Raw genomic sequence first — 17,498 nt, forward strand, 5'->3', positions numbered from 1 at the left:
CCTTAATAATGACTGGTTATGACAGAAGCAAACTCTCGTAGTATCACCACTAATCAACAAGGGCTACACGAAAAGCTCGATGAAATCGTTACTAAGCATCTAACCGCTGAGTTTAAAAAACCCATTGCGGCACATACACAAAGTGCTTTCGATGAGGTTAATGCACGAGTACAGGCCTTTAATGGACCGATTATTTTGGATTCATGTTGTGGTGTTGGTGAAAGTACTGCAAATTTGGCGAAGCGACACCCTGATGCGTTGGTAATTGGCATCGACAAGTCTGCGCATCGACTAGATAAACACGATGTTGAATATAAACAAACAGAACAAGGCCAATATATTTTGGTGCAAGCCGATCTCAATGACTTTTGGCGATTAGCGCTGGAAGCAGATTGGCAGCCAACTCACCATTATTTGCTGTATCCTAATCCGTGGCCGAAAGCTAAACATATTCAAAGACGCTGGCATGGTAGCGCGGTGTTTCCCTTTATCGTCAAGCTAGGCGGTAAGTTGGAGCTGCGCAGTAATTGGGATATCTATGTAAAAGAGTTTGCCAGAGCTTTGGCGCTTAGCGGTGTTGATGTTGAAGTGGAAGCCTACGAAAGTGATGAGGCTATTACGCCCTTTGAGCGTAAGTATTGGGCAAGTGGTCAATCAAGTACCCGCTTAGTTGTAACGCTTTAATTTAACCTATTACAGATCTACCCTTCAAATTGATATAAGCGGCTTAAAGATGGCCGCTTGCTTTGCCTATCCAACTCCCTTCTAATCTTGCAACGCCTGCAGCTTCCAATTGTTTTGCCTGTTTGCTGGTGGCAACACAGGGTACAATCAAGTCGATCCGCTTGGCATTGCAATGGCTTGCAAGATATTCAATGGAGCTCAGCAGCATCTCATCTTCATCCAAGTTTTCACAAATACTGGCTTCTAAACAAATGGCATCCAGTGGGAGTTTTAAGATCCGGTTGATGGTAAGAAAGCCGCTATTCACACCCGTTACCGCAACATTTGCACCTTTTGCTTTTAATGACTGCATCATTAAGCTCATATCACTAAAGTTTTTGAGTACATCCGTTTCATTAAACTCAAATGTGATGAGCTGTGGCTGCGGGTAACGGCGTAGGATCTGGCTGATATATTCAAAATATTCCGCATCCGCGATTTCACTGTGGCTCAATTGCATGCTCCAAGCATGATTTGATTTACGAAAACGGGTGACGCATAACTCAAGTAGCTTCATACTAATTTGGGCGCGGAGTTTTGGTTGCTTCATCACTGGGTAAAAATGTTCAGCGTCGATGATAGCGCCGCGCTCGTTAAGGACGCGTGCCGTGCAATGGTACTGAATGTCAGCATGATCATGACAAGCTTTACGCGGCGTAAAGAAAGGAATGATGCGGTCTGATTCACACGCGCTTTGTAGTAAACGGGTGAGGTGGAGATTTTTTGATTGTTGTTGAGGATTCAGTTGCAGCTGAGAATCAAAATAACACACTTGGGTATTTTGCTGTTGAGCCTGACGTAGCGCGAGAAAGGCATTTTCAAGTAACAGCGCGCAATTGCCTTTAGCAACACCCGCACACAAATTAACGTATAAATGCGGCGCGTCGTATATGGGTTTTGCACAAGGGAATGACTCTGTTAAGTTCGCCAAATAATGCTCACCGTTTTCGATACTGGTAACTAGCGCAATTTTAGAGGTAGTAAGGCGATAAACCTCAAATGGATGGGTAAACTCGCTAAAGTAACTCATGACTTTTGCCATAACGTTATCGCCAACTTCCGTGCCATAGAAGCTAATGATATCCTCAAGCTCTTTAACCCACACCACGCTTAAGCATAGGTGTTGCGATTTAGAATATTTAAGTGCTTGCTCAAGGGCGATTCGGTTGCCAAATCCGGTGCGGCTATCAGTTGTTAAGGTCTTCTTGTAGTACATAAAGTACAAGCTCACGACGACCAAAAACATCACAAAAAAGAAGCTAGCGTCAATGGCGGCATCCATTACACTTTCTTGTAACCGACTTTCTAAATCGTGAATGGTTAAATCCGCACCTGCTATATAAGTAGTGCCATCGGGTAGCACAAAAGGAATAAACACACTTTTAAAGTGACCCCATTTGTCTTTGGCTATTTCAAATACAGGCTCAGTAGAATGAAAGGCGCTTTTTAGGGTAATTGAGGCCTCGGAATAAACGTCTTGATAACGTGTAAGTCGGTTGAGTTTAAGATCTTCTCGGGTGTAACTGGACGCGGTAAAGTGCACGTAAGGTGGCTTAAGCACCATGGTATAGACGTATTCAACATTTAGAGCACGGGCAAGCTCGGTGAGGGCATGACTTTTTTGCTTAAATTCGGCAGGGGTTATTTGCTCTGGTGACTCGTGATATTTTTTACCTACAATGACGTTGGCGCTGGTAGCAGCATTGATTAGCTGGGCGTCGATCCTTGCCATGATATCGCGGCGCGTATCATAATAGTTGGCGATAACATAAATCGATAGGGCAGCTAAAAAGATAAAAGAGGCTAAAACGAGCCAAGCAACTGGGAGTCGGGAAGTGTAACCTGTGAGCCCTAAAAACTGAGTTGCTTTTGCTGTAGGCTGCCTAGATTTAGCTTTGAGCGGTTGAGCGATACTCCGAGTATTCATGATAATCCTTTATCCACAATATCGTTATCTAACAACGATAAAATGCCTAACTGGCGTAAGCGTGGTGGCTGCTTTGTTACATAATATAAACAATACAACATAAATTGACGTCTTGAGAAGAAATAAAGCAAAAAACTTTTTCTCCAATGATCAATAAAATGCATTGTTGCGAGCAAATCGGCAATATACCGTTTTGCTGGGTTTATGTCCCCATTTTATACCTTATTTTTGACGAGAATGTAAAATAGAAACGTCAAGATACTGGTGGATTTTTCACTGAACTTTCGTTGGGTTTTCATAAAATTGTCAATGTTTCATGAATTTTAACTAGACAATAGAAGACAATTCCCTTTCTTTACAGTAAAGTTAGCCATTTCATGTATCACAATCTCTTGTGCAATTTGTATTTACTCAATTTCTAAAATGGGTAGATAGGCTACTGCACCGTTTGATGTTTAGGTAGTATTGATGGGTCCAAAGCGTTGCGCCGTTGCGTCTGAAGAAAGCTTAATGCGTATATTTACCGTGCCAGAGGCGCCTGATTCAACTTTAAGCAGAATCGAGCAAGAAATCTCGAGCAATTTGGCTGGCTTTTTAAATGAGAATATTGCGGCAATCGAAAAGCCACTGCACGAAGTTGAAAAAGACTTTCAGTCGGCAGTGATCCCCGAAGTGCCGATGTTTGTCTCAGACTATGCGCAAGATATCATGGAGCAATTAGTTGCTCACTCAGTACATACCGCAGCCCCAAGCTTTATTGGGCATATGACTTCAGCTTTACCGCATTTCGTGTTGCCTCTGTCGAAGTTGATGGTGGGACTCAATCAAAACCTAGTCAAAATTGAAACGTCAAAAGCCTTTACTCCACTTGAACGTCAAGTGTTGGGAATGATGCATCACTTGGTTTATGGCAGCGATGATGCTTTCTACGATAAGTGGATGCACAGCGCAAAAACGTCACTTGGTGCTTTTTGTTCTGGTGGCACAATTGCCAATATAACCGCGCTTTGGATTGCAAGAAACCGCTTATTAAAAGCAGATGGTGAATTTAAAGGCATTGGCGCATCGGGTATTGTGGCTGCAATGCTACATTATGGCTACCGAGGCTTAGCGGTATTGGTTTCTGAAAGAGGTCATTATTCACTAGGTAAGGCCGCAGATGTACTAGGTATTGGCCGTGATAACTTCATTTCAATCAAAACAGCTGGCAACAATAAGGTTGATGTTGATGCCATGCGAGCTAAAGCTCATGAGCTTGAAGCGCAAGGGATTAAAGTACTGGCTTTAGTTGGTGTTGCAGGGACAACCGAAACGGGTAATATTGACCCGTTAGAAGAGATGGCTGACTTAGCCGAAGAGCTCAATTGTCACTTTCATGTTGACGCTGCTTGGGGTGGCGCAACACTACTCTCGAATAACAATCGCCACCTTCTTAAAGGGGTGGAGCGAGCAGATTCAATAACCATAGATGCGCACAAACAAATGTATGTGCCGATGGGGGCGGGTATGGTGCTATTTAAAGACCCTGCAGCATCTGATGCAATTGAACATCACGCCGAATACATCTTACGGAAAGGCTCAAAAGATCTGGGTAGTCATACTTTAGAGGGGAGTCGTCCTGGTATGGCGATGTTAGTGCACGCATGTCTGCGTGTCATTGGTCGTCAAGGCTATGAGATGCTCATCGATAAAGGGATTGAAAAGGCACGGTATTTTGCTGAACTAATTAAACAAACCCCTGATTTTGAGCTGATCTCTGAACCTGAGCTATGTTTGCTGACTTACCGCTATGTGCCGGAACAAATAAAAACGGCAATCGCACAAGCGGATGAACAAGAAAAGATAGAGATTTATGCCGCACTCAACCGTTTTACTGCAAGCATGCAAAAGCGTCAGCGTGAAGCTGGGCGCTCTTTTGTTTCTCGAACACGCTTAACGCCAGAGCAATATGACCGCCAACCTACGGTGGTATTCCGAGTGGTTTTGGCCAATCCTCTGACATCGGAGTCGTTGCTTAAAGAAATCATGGACGAGCAACGCCAATTGGCAATGTCAGATCCGGTATTTAAAAAATACCTCGCAAAATATATTAAATAATCAACGAATAAAGTGGCCTCGTGCCACTTAAATAATCTCAGATTTATTACCTTTTAGCATTACCTCCTTTACGGATTGCTCTACTTATATTCTTATTTCTTACATAATCGTGTGAAAATATTCCTAAACATAGGTTAATTCTAGTATTTAAGACTATGCTTAAAAATTATGGCGCGTTATGCTAGCAGAAAAGAATAAAATCTTCGTATTATGTTGAAGAACTTTAGCAATGTCACTCAGAGGCTTAGGCGGCTCAGTTCGCAGGAGCTTGATGTATCGGGAACATTTCAAAGCTTCCTGATTGATTTACTAGATGAAGGTAAGCTTACCTTAGACGTCACTCGGGTTTCCGTTTGGTTGTTTGACGATCTTGACAAACCCTCTGAACTTATCAATGTTGCTAATACAGATTGGCAGGATGATGAGTTACCTGTGCAATTGCCTGCTTTAACGTATGAAAACTTTCCCGCTTATTTTTCAGCAATCAACAGTGGTCAATCGATAGATGCGAACGACGCTGCTGCCGATCCCAGAACCTCTGAATTTCAAGAGTGTTATTTAACTCCAAACCACATAGTAACCATGTTAGATACGGTGATCTTTAAAAATGGTATTCCTCACGGAGTGGTGTGCTGTGAGGGGAATAATGGCGTACGTACGTGGCACAAAGATGAAATCGCGTTTGCAGAGATGATTGCGGACTGCTGCAGTCGCCGATTACTGGTTAAAGAGTTATGGCAGTTACAGCTGCAACTCACTGACATGGCGTTTAAAGATCCACTCACTGGGTTGAGTAATCGACGTTTTTTAATGGATAACGCAAAACGTGAGATCAGTCGTCATGCCCGCTTTGATCATCCATTTAGCATGATGATGCTAGACATAGATCACTTTAAAAAAATCAACGATAATCACGGCCATGAAACCGGTGATTTAGTGTTAAAAAGCTTTGCCGAAATCTGCGTAAATACCTTAAGGTTAGAAGATTGTATGTGTCGTTTAGGGGGGGAAGAGTTTATTGTGCTGTTACCTAACACGCCGGTAAATTCAGCGATGGTGATCGCCGAGCGCCTACGACAAGAAATAGAGCAATCGGTTATCTCTACGCCATCAGGGGAGATCACCATTACATCAAGCTTTGGGGTCGCAGCAGTCAATACCAATTTACCTTTTGGTCATTCGTTAAAAGCCGTTGATCACGCGGTCTATCAAGCCAAAGCTGCAGGCCGCAACTGCGTGATCCCCGCGCAATAGAGGTGGTGTTGAATACACCAACCACAATCGCAGCCAATTTGCTATTGCACGCCCAAGTTAGTTGAAGCGTCCGGCTCTGACGCGCTTTACCCTTTGGTTTATCCAATGTCTAAAGCAGTGTGCATAGAGCCATTGCTTGATGCCAGTTAGGTTTTTGTGTTGCTGATAAAGCGCATCTGGACTTGTATAAAGCCCTAAATCGCGTGTGATACTTTGCTTTTGAATATATGCACCATTTAACGAAAAGCGATTATCGGGTTGCTGTAAACAGGGAGTGGAAATACCAAACCCAGTAAAGTTTTTTGCCTTCGAGAACTGTTGCTGAACTTGTTTTAGGTAGCCGTCATCTATTATGTAACCTTCAAGCTCTATCCAGCGCTCCTCTAGATAAACTTCAACCCAACTATGGATAATACTTTTTGGAGCAAACCACGTCAGTAGGCTAGGAAATAACCCTTGTTTAAGATCGTTGACTATCTCAAACCCATGAACTCGGGTGGGAATATCACAAGCCCTTAGCAATGCGACCAGTAATGTTCCTTTGGTATTACATTGTCCATAGCCTTGCTTAAGCACTTGGCTTGCAGTTAGTGTATCTATCTTACTATAACCAAATTCGATGTCGTCTTTGACGAAGTTATAGATTTGTTCCGCTGCCGCGATGGCGTCAAGTCGCCGCCAACCTTTTGCTTCTATTAAGCCTTGGATCTCTGAATGTTGATAATCAACTAAAGGGGTAGTTACTAAAAATTGCTTCATGGTTATGCTCCTATTTTGGTAGTAGTGTGATGCAACTTAGGTAACTAAGCTTGAATAAACTGGCTAAGTTCATGGTTAGTTAATGGGTATACAAATAGATTTTTTTATTTTGTATTTAGGGAAGGAACCTATGAGAAAAACAACAAAGATTGTTGATAAGATATGTACTGAGAAAGCACGGAAGCAGCGACCAAGTGACCACGATGACATGTTTTACGATTATGGAGGGTCGCTTGCATGATGTGGAAAGTCTTATTTTATTTCTTACTACTGACGTTTATTGCCTCAATCTATGATGCATTTACGCTGCCGGATCATTTAGCAATAGAATCGAGCGTGTTTACTGGGATTGTGTTATTGGTCGCAGATCTCTTAAATGTATTTGGTGCCTTTTGCGTCGCTTATGGCAAGCGTCCTATCACAGATGTGTGGTTTTGGAGCGTGTCATTAGCACTATTTATTGCTGCCAATGTTTACATTCAGATCCAAGCATGTATTCAGTTTCGTATTGGCTATACGGTCGATGAAATGATTGTTCATTCGATTATTTTTCTCGTCGTATTAACCATATCGTCGCTACCTATGGTTAAGTTGATTGATGAAGCTTATAAACGAGGTAATAAACAGGCGGCTTAGTTTATAGCGCTTTGTGTTTTTAATGCTTCAGTCGGTGTAATGCCAAACTGCCGTTTAAATGTACGGCTTAAATGAGCGCTATCTGCAAACCCCGCGAGCATGGCTGCTTGTGTAAGGTTGTTGCCTTGCTGTATGGCAACAACTGAGCAGATCAGCCTGCGCCACAGCACATAAGGTCGCCATGCTATCCCTACTTGTTCGGTAAACAGATGTAAAAAGCGACTTGGTGAGAGATAAAGCGATTCGGCAATTGTATTTGCGCTGAAGTGACTGGGTTTAAGGCAGGTTTGTGCGCTAAAACACGCATTTAATTGCGCCAATACATGGTCAATTCGTGGATCTAAATCCGTCGTTGGGAGTTCGGTAAGTCCTACAGTACGTATTAACTCGGCAAGCTTGGCATTGCTTTTTGGTGCAGTATTTATCTTGATTGCTGCACAGCCGTTGCTCTGGAGTTGCTTACCATACAAGCTTTTTGGCTCGACTAATATCACCCAGCCTAAGGTCATTTTTAAGCTATGTTCTACGCCACTAGCAATTACGCTTGGGCCAGATAGCGTCTTGTCACCGATTTTCGCGATACAGTCGCTCAAGGGCAGGTTGATTTGAATAAGGTGGTGTGAATGGCACGCGGCATTCAAGTCTTTGACAAATGCGGCGAATATACCCGGAGTGAGGTGCAGCATAAAAACAGCCGAGACTTTCGTCTCGGCGAGCAGTATTAACCAGCGAATGCGTCTTGCAATGGTGGTACAACTTGCTTTTTACGGCTCAGTACGCCGTCCAACCATACTTTGCTTGCTTCAGGCTCAACGTCGTATGCTTTTGCGATGATCGCTTCATCATCAGAAGCGATCAGCATTTGTGAGCCTTCTTTCATGATATCAGTAAGTAGTAGCATCACACTGTGGCGATTACCTTCTTCTTTTAATTTTGCGATGTCGGCATGTAGCTCATCTTTGATCTTATCAAATACAGTAAGATCAACCACTTCAAGCTGGCCAATACCAACAAGGTTGCCATTCATGTTAAAGTCTTTGAAATCACGCATGACTAGGTCACGAATTGGTGTGTCTTCAACTGCTGATTTCACCTTGAACATTTCCATGCCAAGCTCTTTAGCATCTTCAACACCCGCGATTTTTGCAAGCGCTTCAACACATTTGATATCCGCAGTGGTGCAAGTTGGTGATTTGAAGATGACTGTGTCGCTTAGGATTGCACACATCATGATACCAGCAATGTTTGCTGGGATTTCTACATCGTAGAAGTCGTACATCATTTTAATGATCGTGTTACTACAGCCAACTGGGCGGATCCAACACTCAAGTGGTGTTGAAGTCGTAAGGTCGCCTAGTTTGTGGTGATCAACTACGCCAACTACAGTTGCTTTATCGATGTCGTCTGGTGCTTGCGTTTTTTCAGTGTGGTCAACGATATACACATCTTCGCCAACATAGCTCATCTTAAGCTCTGGTGCTTCAAAACCAAAACGGTCAAGAATAAACTGAGTCTCCGGCGAAACTTCACCCAAACGCGTTGGGATTGCTTCTTCACCAATTTGGTTTTTTAAATAAGCGAGTGCGATTGCACCGCAGATTGAATCTGAATCAGGGATCTTATGACCCACTACATACATTGCCATTGACGGAACTCCTTAAAATTTTGCCCACATTCTAGCAAAATAACTTGTCATTTAAATAGTGTAAATGCGCAATTTGGCGTAGATAGGGGACGGTAACGACAGATTGTTGAATTAGGCGAAATAGCCTCGGCGAGCAAGGGCTAATTGAGCATGTATAAATACAAATTAGTATTATACACTAACCGCTCAAACGCTTAGGAGATGGGTATGATTCAAATGAGCCGTAAGGCGTGGAATAACGTGGTGATCTTTTCCATGTTACTGATGATCTTTTTTCTCAACGGCCTCCACTATAAATTGAATCCCAGTGACGACAAAGCAAAGATACAAGCTGTGCTACCAGAGCAAAGCTTTGTCTTAACCGTGGCATTTCCTGGCTATAAAATTGAACGCATTGGCACGAGCTGGCGTATAGAGTTACCGCAAGGTTCAAACCAGAGCTTTAGTGAAGATGCCTTACGTGCGCTTGTTGCCAAGTGGCAAAGTTTACAGCTATTGGTTGTTGAGGCGCCAAAGCAGTTGGAGCCCGCGCTGAGCGCTGCGCAGTTTTGGCTGGCAACCCAAGAGCTTCCGCTTAGCTATCAGCTGTATCCTAGCGATGATGGCTTTGTATTATTTGATAAACAACAACAGCGTTGGTTTGAGCTTGATAGCGTGCAAGCCAAAGCATTATTTCTACCGATAGAATTGTAATACCACATAGTAATAGAGTGAATTATGCCTGAGTTACCAGAAGTCGAAGTGAGCCGTTTAGGCATTCAACCGTATTTAGAGCAACATATTATCCAAAGCGTAAAAGTGCACAATGGTAAGCTGAGATGGCCCGTACCAGAGGAAGTACAATTGCTTGAAGGTGAGAAGGTGCTTGCGGTTAAGCGACGGGCAAAATATTTGCTTATCGAATCCAAACATGGCACTGCGATTTTGCATTTGGGGATGTCAGGGAACTTACGTGTTGTTGATGGCGCGGAGCCACTAAAAAAGCATGATCATGTGGAGATCATTCTAGCCTCAGGTAAGTCGCTCAGATTGAACGACCCGCGTCGTTTTGGCGCTTTTTTATGGCAAGGTGCGGGCGAAGATCATAGCGTTTTTGAAAAGCTGGGTCCTGAGCCGTTGACCGAGCTTTTTACTGCAGAGTACTTATTTGAAAAAAGCAGAGGCAAAAAGCAGCCGATTAAACAATTTGTTATGGATAATCATGTGGTGGTTGGTGTGGGTAATATTTATGCCAACGAATCTTTGTTTAAAGCGGGGATCCACCCCAAAAAAGAAGCTGGTAAAATTTCACTTAAACGCTACCAATTACTGACACCGATCATCAAGGAAACCTTAAGTGCAGCTATCAAACAAGGGGGAACGACACTCAAAGACTTTGCTCAAAGTGATGGTAAACCGGGTTATTTTGCCCAAGAATTGCTGGTGTATGGTCGCAAAGGTGAGCCTTGCGTAAGTTGCAAAACGCCATTAAAAGAAATACGTCTAGGGCAACGCAGTACAGTGTATTGTTCTAAATGTCAGCGCTAGAGCAAAGTGCTGGTTAGGATCCTGCGGTTTTAAAGTCTATCTTAACTTGGTTTTCTTGCAGCGTTGCGGAGCAAGGGGGATAACTGCGGGTTGTTTTATACACGCGGTCAAAGATATGGATTTCAACCCCTGAATGAAGCGCTTTGTTTGCTGCAAGTTTCGTGTTCTCTAGTAGATCGTGTAAGTCGTGATCAAGCTGGCTGAGCTTTTGCTCAAGGTGCTCGGCTTGTTGACAGTAGTGCATCTGTGTCGCACCAATTTTAGTTTTGAGTTGTTGCTTTTTAGCGGCGTCTTTAACTAACTCTGCTTTTTCAATCGCTTGCTGTAGTTGATCTAGGGCATCATTGGTGGCGGCGACTTCTTTGAAAAGGGTATCGGTTTCTTGGGTGATTTTAAGGCCTTTGCGTGCCAGATAAATCATCATCTTAGCGCCAGACTCACTGCCAATCTCTCCCGCAACTACCATTTGTGCATCGATAATTGAGCCACCTATCAACTTGCCATTTGGATGATCGCCAGTGCCAACTTGTATCAGCTTTTGCGCTTTAATATCGCAGTGGTTACTTTGCTTATTGATAATAATGTTATCGCCTTCAAGGTAAGTATATTGTCCATGGGCAATCTCAACATTGCCTTTGGCGATAAGCTTGCAGGTTAAGCCTTGTTCATTATTTTGATGGTCGACATGGCCAATCACGCCACCTCGCACTTCAATATGACCACCTGCGATAAGTTCTCCAGATTCTACCGTGCCGAGCACTGTGATATCGCCTTGTGCGGTTACGTGCATACCCGGCTCCACATTATGGGTGACCACAACGCTGCCATTAAAGTCGACATGACCACTTTTTACTGTGACATCGGCAATCGTAAATACATCATCCACGCGCATACCGTTGGCGATATCTGAGGGGCAACCTGCGATAGTTGCGATAAGCTCTAGTGGGTTGGTGGGGTTGATCTCGGTGCCTTCACCCGCCATAAGCTGGAATGAGTCGCCGGGCTTTGCTTCAATACTTTCACCGCTAACCGTAAAGCCTTCTTTACCTGGTGTTGCGGGCTTTTGAGTCACCAATAAATCACCCGGTGCAACGCTTGCAAGCTTACCAAAATCACGCATGTCAACGGTGCCATCTTCACGCATTCTAGGCTGCTTGAGTCTCTCTTTTAAAGTTTGTACATGCGGCAGTAATTTTGCTGACTGGCCGTCTTGTGGTGGTCGGCCTTGGGCGATTAATCCAGATGCTTCTTCACCAGGTGGAAGTTCAAATTGTTTGCGCAGGATATTTTCTAGGTAAGCTTGCTTATAGCCACGACTGACGCCTGCTTTAACAATGGCTTTTTTCGCTTCTTCTAATGATATCGCTTTACCACCGCGAGCCGTTTTAAGTTGCCCAAAGGCCTGCATTTTATCGTCACTTAAGGTGACTTCAAACTCGGCATCATGTTGTTTAGCTACGACAATTTGGCTCTCGGGGAAGTCGCTTTGGAAAAAGGCATTAATCGAGTCGTGATCAATTTCGCAGTCGGCAAATTGCGACTTTTCAAGGGCTTCAACCACAAACGCAGCACTTGGTGGTGAAGCAGACTTCACATCCATTAAGATATTGCCATTGTGCGCAAGCTTGAACACGATAACTGCCTCGTCGAATTTTTATCCTATAGTTTCAGCTTGCTAAAGAAACACCAATTGGTCAAGTGCTTAGGCCAATTTTCTTACGTTAATATGGGCTAAGTTAAAAAACAGAAATAAATCGTGATTTTCTAATACTTTCAGATGAATAAAATCAGCGCGCTTAAAAATGTGCGGGCTTATCATGAGCTTCTTGCAGCAGGATTTTAATCGCTTCAGGAACAACCTTTTTCTGTGTTGAAATCGCATAAAAATACTCATAAATATTAGGTAGTTCCTGATATTGCTGTAGCACCCCTTGGGCTATTTCGTCTTTTACTACTACGGCAGGTAAAACAGCCACCGCGCCACTGTCTCGTGCCAGTAGTCGCATCATCGCCATATCGTCGACCTCTGCCAAAATGTTGGGGAAATACTGATACTGAGCGCACAGTGCATTAAATGCGGTGCGTAAATCTGAGTTGGCAGGTGGCAAGATCCAGCGTGTTTTTTCAAAGCCTTGTGGAAATGGCGTGCTTGGCTTGAGCGCAGGCGGACCAATGATCGCCAGCGGTTGCTTGGCAACCAGTTGGCACTGCCAATAGGGGTCTGAAGTATCTAGGTTTATTGTTCGGTTGGTAAGCACTAAGTCCAGCTCATAATTGGTTAAGCCGTTGAGTAGCTCAGAAATACTGCCTGACTTTAACTTAAATTGCACATCGCTGCGCCGCATCAAAGGACTAATAAAAGCCTCTACAAAGTTACGTGACAGAGTGGTCAACACCCCAATAGTCACGTGGGTGGTTGACTGTACGCCTTTGCTTAGCAAGGCTTCGAGCTCTTGCCCTGTGGTAAAAATATCGTCGGCATAGCTCAGCACCTTTTTACCCTGATCGGTAAGCATTAGGCTGCGGCCTACGCGCTCAAATAGTGATACCCCGACATTATGTTCCAACTGTTTGATTTGCGCAGAGAGCGCAGATTGCGAAACATGTAATTCTTTAGCGGCCTGAGTCAGGTTTCCGAGCTTGGCAACCTGCCAAAAGTAGTAAAGGTGGTGATAATTAAGTCGGCTCATCTATATATAAGTAAAACAGAACGAATAGTTAAATTATATCTATTTTTATTAAATTAAAAAGGTTGGAATAATGACCTAATTCAAGACTTAGGTGAGAAGCATAGAAAGAGATGATTAATATCTTAGTGGTGCTGTTGCTATTACACTTTTTGATTGCTGCGTCTTTCATGAGCAAAGCGTCTCGTAGTAACGCTGGGTTATTTCGTATCGCGAACGGTTTTGCTATCGGTGTGGCAATTTGTATCGCTCTTGGCTGGGGAAGTTGGGCAACGCAAGGTGATATTGCCAGTAGCCTGTTTGAAATAAACTTTTTAAGGCTTAGCGTGGTGTCATTGATTGGCTTTATGAGCTTTATTTTACTGCGTTACTCCATTCACTATTTACATGGTGAAAAACACCGGGGCCGCTATTTTCGCTATCTACTCACCACATTACTGAGCGTAACTATCGTGGTGCTCAGTAATCACTTAGTCCTATTTTGGTTGGCTTGGGTCGGCATTAGCTTGAGCTTGCATCGTCTACTGCTGTTTTATCCTAACCGCCCGAGAGCGGCATTGGCCGCACACAAAAAGTTTATTTTGGCGCGCTTGGCAGAAAGTGCACTAATGGGGGCTTTTATTTGTATCTACCTCAGCACTGGTATGCTCCAGCTTAATGACATCACAAACTATTACTTAACTCATTCAACGACACTGACTGCGCTAGAGCAATCAGCAGCTGGCTTACTTGCAATTGTGGCGCTGATAAAGTGCGCGCAACTGCCAGTGCATGGCTGGTTGATGCAAGTGGTTGAATCACCCACACCGGTAAGTGCGCTGCTGCATGCAGGGATCATTAATCTGGGTGGTTTTTTGGTGATGGTGTTTGGCCCTTTGATTTTACGCGTAGAAGCTGCGAAATGGCTGATCTTGATCGTGGCAGGAATAACGACATTATTGGCCGCGCTAATCATGACAACGCGGATCAGTTTAAAAGTGCGCTTGGCTTGGTCAACCTGTGCACAAATGGGACTGATGCTAGTGGAGTGTGCTTTGGGACTATATGAATTAGCGCTGTTACACTTATTAGCGCATTCAGCCTACAAGGCCCACGCATTTTTAAACTCAAGCCAGTGGATCCATGAAGATTTGACTCGTCGCTTGAGCGACCAGCTTGAACCGCCCTTGTGGCAATGGCTCATTGCACTTGCCGTGGCAACTGGCCTCACTACAGCAGCTGCAGTTGTCATTGAATATCAAGGTCCTATCAGTATTTGGGGATTAATGGTTGGCGCATTAACGGTGTGGTTAGCGCTGCGTTTTGAGGCGCAAGCCCCTAGCAGCTATTTTAGAATCATCACCGCAGCCGTTGTGTTGTTGGCAGCCTATAGTGCGCAAAAGTGGCTATTGCACTTGGTGGTCGCGCTACCAAATGATCTTAGAGCGCAAGCACTCGATGGTGCTGATATTTGGTTGCTCAGCTTAGTAGTGGTACTTATCGTAGTAAATTATCTGCTCTATTACCGCGCACATTTGATAACGGTGCAAAAACTCTCTCGGGTGTTGTATGCCGGCCTGTACCTAGACGAGTGGATGACGCGATTAACCATATTACTTTGGCCCGTCCATTTGCCAAGTATTAAAAAGCAGAAACACCTAGCCATTCATCGCTATGCTGCAGGGCACGAGGAGCAGAAGTAATGATAGAGACACAAGACAACAAACAGACTCAGCTATCTAAGCCGCAACAGCAACAACTCCTGAGCGCTGAAACACGTATTGCGCCAACTTGGCCACTCGATCAATTGATCGCAGTGAATCCATTTTGGGGAATGCGCGATCTGCCCTTTGATGCGGTGGTCAATAAAATGAGTGCATTGGCACAGGTTAGAATGCTGATGCCCGTGGCATTTTATCTTGAAAAATGGCAGCAAGAGGCGATTTCAGAGCAAGCATTGCAGCAATCTGCGGCACATTACGCGGTGGATCGCAGCACCAATGCACTACTCAATTGGCTCAAAAAAAGTCATTGCGGCGAATTGCCACACTGGCATACATTAGCGGATTTGCTTGACCGTTATCGCTCTGAGCATAAGATGCCATGGCAAGAGGAGATCAGCCACCAAATTAGCCAATTTTGCGCCGCGCATTATCAGCAGGTGCAGCCTATTCTCAAACAAACCCAAGGTGAGGATAAACTCTGTGTGTATCGTCACTGGCATGAAACCGTATCACGAGATTTGGGAATAAGCATCGTTATGGGGGAGTCGGGTTTAGTGGATTACTTTAAGGCTTTGCCAACGTCTCCTGAGTCTTTAATTGCACTCGCTGTCGACACCTTAGGGATTGGTTTTAATGAGCTGAGTGATTATGCACACATGCTACTGTTAGATATTAATGGTTGGGCATCTTGGGCGGCTTATGAACGCTGGCAAGCAGATCTTGCCCAGCATCCGGCTTCCGATATGCGTGCCCTATTGGCCATTCGAATGGCGTGGGAGCTGGTGATTTGGCGTTACGTGAGTGAACGCCATCCAACGACCTTTACCCGTATTCAATACCATTGGAACAAGCAAAAGCAGCAACTTGCTGAGATTGTGCTTGAGCATAAAAAAGCATTGTTGCCGCGCCTGGTATTTCAGCGGGCACTCGAGCTCTGTTATCAAGCCACTTTAGTAGGGCAGCTAAAAACTCAGCAGGTAAAATCTGAGGGGGCTCGTGAGCAAGCTACACCGACCTTACAAGCTGCTTTTTGTATTGATGTGCGCTCAGAGGTGATCCGCCGTGCGCTGGAAGCTCAAAGCGCAGGCATTCAAACCATAGGCTATGCTGGTTTCTTTGGCCTACCGATTGATTATCATGCGACTAACTGCCGTTTTAGTCGGCCACAGTTACCCGGATTACTAAAAGCGCCAATCACCGCAATACAAACGCCTGCACCCCAGCACCTTGCCACAAAACGGCAGCAAGCTGGTCGTTGGCATAGCTGGTCTCATTCTGCTGCGGCTTCATTTTCGATGGTGGAGTCGATGGGGATGAGTTACTTTTATCAGCTATTTAGCAAAGTGTTTTCACTACAACAAACTCAGCATCCCGTCGATAGCCATATTGATTCAAGGAAGTGGCAATTAAAACAAGGCGAACACGAAGTTACTGTTTTGGAGCAAGCTAAACTCGCAGCTGGCATATTAAAAGGGATGGGACTGACCGAATTTGCTGATACGGTCCTACTGGTTGGCCACGGAGCGCATACCACCAATAATTTACATGAAGCCGGGCTGCAATGTGGTGCATGTGGCGGCCAGTCGGGAGAAGTGAATGTTAAAGTACTCGCGCAACTTCTTAATGACCAAGCGGTACGCGCAGAATTAATCGCGCTTGGCATCGCTATTCCGCCGCAAACGCGGTTTATTGCAGCGCTGCATAATACCACCACTGAAACAATTACCCCCTATGGCGAAATAGATACAGAGATAACCCGCTGGTTAAAGCAGGCAGCGCATCTGGCTCGAGTAGAGCGTGCCCATACACTTGCGATAACTGGTAAAGCGTTATCCGTACAGCAATTAGAGCAGCAATTTATAGCCCGTACTAAAGATTGGTCTCAAGTTAGGCCAGAATGGGGCCTTGCCAACAATGCGGCATTTGTGGTTGCGCCGAGACAAGTTACGCAGGGGATTGACCTGCAAGGTCGAGTCTTTTTGCACGAATACAGCGCCGAGCAAGATCAAGACTTTAGCCAGTTAACTGCTATTTTAACCGCCCCTATGCTCGTCACTAACTGGATCAATATGCAATATAACGCTTCGGTAACCGATACCCACAAATACGGCAGTGGTAACAAGGTGTTGCATAATATCGTGGGGGGCAGAATTGGAGTGTTTGAGGGCAATGGCGGAGATTTGCGAATTGGTTTGCCAATGCAATCCGTTCACAACGGTGACAAATGGATGCATACCCCACAACGTTTAAGCGTCATTGTACAAGCACCAACCGAAGCACTAGAGCAAATCATGGCAGCACATCCAGTTGTAAAACAATTGGTAGAAAACGAGTGGCTTTATCTTCTGTCTATTTCGCCTAATTGTAACGAAGTTAGACGATTTGATAACAGTAAGTGGGAACTTCTTTGAATTCAAACGAAACTCGTTGCAACTTAACAAGTTATTGTGCAGAGTATTGCAGAAATTGAAAGGTGTGGCTGGACGCTGCGTAAACTAGACGACCTCCTAGCCACCGACATTGGACTGTTTATACAAGGA

The 17,498-nt window shown here is 44.5% G+C and carries 14 protein-coding genes; 8 read left to right on the forward strand and 6 right to left on the reverse strand.

Annotated features, from left to right (window positions below):
• The first annotated feature begins 18 nt into the window (after window positions 1–18).
• Window positions 19–684 (forward strand): tRNA (guanine(46)-N(7))-methyltransferase TrmB, encoded by a 666-nt coding sequence (gene trmB, locus BB427_RS11565; protein WP_069020868.1) that lies wholly within the window; start codon window positions 19–21, stop codon window positions 682–684.
• Window positions 685–727: 43 nt separating this feature from the next.
• Here trmB and BB427_RS11570 read toward each other — a convergent pair whose 3' ends face one another.
• Window positions 728–2,650: an EAL domain-containing protein gene (locus BB427_RS11570; protein WP_069020869.1), complete on the reverse strand. Its 1,923-nt coding sequence runs from the start codon at window positions 2,648–2,650 to the stop codon at window positions 728–730.
• A gap of 468 nt (window positions 2,651–3,118) precedes the next feature.
• Here BB427_RS11570 and panP point away from each other — a divergent pair, with 468 nt between their 5' ends.
• Both panP and BB427_RS11580 read left to right on the forward strand, forming a co-directional pair.
• Window positions 3,119–4,747, forward strand: coding sequence for a pyridoxal-dependent aspartate 1-decarboxylase PanP (gene panP, locus BB427_RS11575; RefSeq protein WP_069020870.1), 1,629 nt, complete (start codon window positions 3,119–3,121; stop codon window positions 4,745–4,747).
• A gap of 210 nt (window positions 4,748–4,957) precedes the next feature.
• Window positions 4,958–6,001, forward strand: a complete 1,044-nt coding sequence (locus BB427_RS11580) for a sensor domain-containing diguanylate cyclase (RefSeq protein WP_069020871.1) — start codon at window positions 4,958–4,960, stop codon at window positions 5,999–6,001.
• Between the two features lie 57 nt (window positions 6,002–6,058).
• On the opposite strand, the gene BB427_RS11585 is transcribed toward BB427_RS11580, so the two are convergent.
• Complete coding sequence (locus BB427_RS11585) at window positions 6,059–6,760, reverse strand: transglutaminase-like domain-containing protein (RefSeq protein WP_069020872.1); 702 nt, start codon at window positions 6,758–6,760, stop codon at window positions 6,059–6,061.
• Between the two features lie 237 nt (window positions 6,761–6,997).
• Here BB427_RS11585 and BB427_RS11590 point away from each other — a divergent pair, with 237 nt between their 5' ends.
• On the forward strand, window positions 6,998–7,396 hold the full coding sequence (locus BB427_RS11590; RefSeq protein ID WP_069020873.1) for a hypothetical protein: 399 nt from the start codon (window positions 6,998–7,000) through the stop codon (window positions 7,394–7,396).
• Here the strand turns inward: BB427_RS11590 and BB427_RS11595 are convergent.
• Both BB427_RS11595 and BB427_RS11600 read right to left on the reverse strand, forming a co-directional pair.
• The gene (locus BB427_RS11595) at window positions 7,393–8,082 is read right to left on the reverse strand and encodes a helix-turn-helix transcriptional regulator (RefSeq protein ID WP_069020874.1); all 690 of its coding nucleotides are present in this window, start codon (window positions 8,080–8,082) and stop codon (window positions 7,393–7,395) included. The genes BB427_RS11590 and BB427_RS11595 overlap by 4 nt on opposite strands.
• Before the next feature lie 35 nt (window positions 8,083–8,117).
• Window positions 8,118–9,041 (reverse strand): manganese-dependent inorganic pyrophosphatase, encoded by a 924-nt coding sequence (locus BB427_RS11600; RefSeq protein WP_069020875.1) that lies wholly within the window; start codon window positions 9,039–9,041, stop codon window positions 8,118–8,120.
• 207 nt (window positions 9,042–9,248) lie between these two features.
• On the opposite strand from BB427_RS11600, the gene BB427_RS11605 reads away from it, so the two are divergent.
• Window positions 9,249–9,734 carry a hypothetical protein gene (locus BB427_RS11605; RefSeq protein ID WP_069020876.1) on the forward strand — a complete coding sequence of 162 codons (486 nt, stop codon included), beginning with the start codon at window positions 9,249–9,251 and terminating at the stop codon, window positions 9,732–9,734.
• Window positions 9,735–9,758: 24 nt separating this feature from the next.
• Window positions 9,759–10,568 carry a bifunctional DNA-formamidopyrimidine glycosylase/DNA-(apurinic or apyrimidinic site) lyase gene (mutM, locus tag BB427_RS11610; RefSeq protein WP_069020877.1) on the forward strand — a complete coding sequence of 270 codons (810 nt, stop codon included), beginning with the start codon at window positions 9,759–9,761 and terminating at the stop codon, window positions 10,566–10,568.
• 13 nt (window positions 10,569–10,581) lie between these two features.
• Here mutM and BB427_RS11615 read toward each other — a convergent pair whose 3' ends face one another.
• Together BB427_RS11615 and BB427_RS11620 are read right to left on the reverse strand one after the other, a co-directional pair.
• The gene (locus tag BB427_RS11615) at window positions 10,582–12,201 is read right to left on the reverse strand and encodes a DUF342 domain-containing protein (RefSeq protein ID WP_069020878.1); all 1,620 of its coding nucleotides are present in this window, start codon (window positions 12,199–12,201) and stop codon (window positions 10,582–10,584) included.
• A gap of 163 nt (window positions 12,202–12,364) precedes the next feature.
• On the reverse strand, window positions 12,365–13,258 hold the full coding sequence (locus tag BB427_RS11620) for a LysR family transcriptional regulator (RefSeq protein WP_045990266.1): 894 nt from the start codon (window positions 13,256–13,258) through the stop codon (window positions 12,365–12,367).
• Window positions 13,259–13,368: 110 nt separating this feature from the next.
• Here BB427_RS11620 and BB427_RS11625 point away from each other — a divergent pair, with 110 nt between their 5' ends.
• Together BB427_RS11625 and BB427_RS11630 are read left to right on the forward strand one after the other, a co-directional pair.
• Window positions 13,369–14,937: an NADH-quinone oxidoreductase subunit L gene (locus tag BB427_RS11625; RefSeq protein WP_069020879.1), complete on the forward strand. Its 1,569-nt coding sequence runs from the start codon at window positions 13,369–13,371 to the stop codon at window positions 14,935–14,937.
• A complete protein-coding gene (locus BB427_RS11630; RefSeq protein ID WP_069020880.1) occupies window positions 14,937–17,369 on the forward strand; it encodes a YbcC family protein in 2,433 nt (810 codons plus the stop codon). The genes BB427_RS11625 and BB427_RS11630 overlap by 1 nt, the downstream gene beginning before the upstream one ends.
• The last annotated feature ends 129 nt before the right edge of the window (window positions 17,370–17,498 follow it).

Source organism: Pseudoalteromonas sp. BMB (assembly GCF_001709235.1).
GTDB classification, from domain to species: Bacteria; Pseudomonadota; Gammaproteobacteria; order Enterobacterales; family Alteromonadaceae; genus Pseudoalteromonas; species Pseudoalteromonas maricaloris.

What these genes read in the sequence shown, in the direction of transcription:
- BB427_RS11590 (WP_069020873.1), top strand. Translation starts at nt 6,998, where the DNA reads ATGATGTGGAAAGTCTTATTTTATTTCTTACTACTGACGTTTATTGCC.
- mutM (WP_069020877.1), top strand. Translation starts at nt 9,759, where the DNA reads ATGCCTGAGTTACCAGAAGTCGAAGTGAGCCGTTTAGGCATTCAACCG.
- BB427_RS11595 (WP_069020874.1), bottom strand. Translation starts at nt 8,082, where the DNA reads ATGCTGCACCTCACTCCGGGTATATTCGCCGCATTTGTCAAAGACTTG.
- BB427_RS11600 (WP_069020875.1), bottom strand. Translation starts at nt 9,041, where the DNA reads ATGGCAATGTATGTAGTGGGTCATAAGATCCCTGATTCAGATTCAATC.
- BB427_RS11620 (WP_045990266.1), bottom strand. Translation starts at nt 13,258, where the DNA reads ATGAGCCGACTTAATTATCACCACCTTTACTACTTTTGGCAGGTTGCC.
- BB427_RS11585 (WP_069020872.1), bottom strand. Translation starts at nt 6,760, where the DNA reads ATGAAGCAATTTTTAGTAACTACCCCTTTAGTTGATTATCAACATTCA.
- panP (WP_069020870.1), top strand. Translation starts at nt 3,119, where the DNA reads ATGGGTCCAAAGCGTTGCGCCGTTGCGTCTGAAGAAAGCTTAATGCGT.
- BB427_RS11580 (WP_069020871.1), top strand. Translation starts at nt 4,958, where the DNA reads ATGTTGAAGAACTTTAGCAATGTCACTCAGAGGCTTAGGCGGCTCAGT.
- BB427_RS11605 (WP_069020876.1), top strand. Translation starts at nt 9,249, where the DNA reads ATGATTCAAATGAGCCGTAAGGCGTGGAATAACGTGGTGATCTTTTCC.
- BB427_RS11570 (WP_069020869.1), bottom strand. Translation starts at nt 2,650, where the DNA reads ATGAATACTCGGAGTATCGCTCAACCGCTCAAAGCTAAATCTAGGCAG.
- trmB (WP_069020868.1), top strand. Translation starts at nt 19, where the DNA reads ATGACAGAAGCAAACTCTCGTAGTATCACCACTAATCAACAAGGGCTA.
- BB427_RS11625 (WP_069020879.1), top strand. Translation starts at nt 13,369, where the DNA reads ATGATTAATATCTTAGTGGTGCTGTTGCTATTACACTTTTTGATTGCT.
- BB427_RS11630 (WP_069020880.1), top strand. Translation starts at nt 14,937, where the DNA reads ATGATAGAGACACAAGACAACAAACAGACTCAGCTATCTAAGCCGCAA.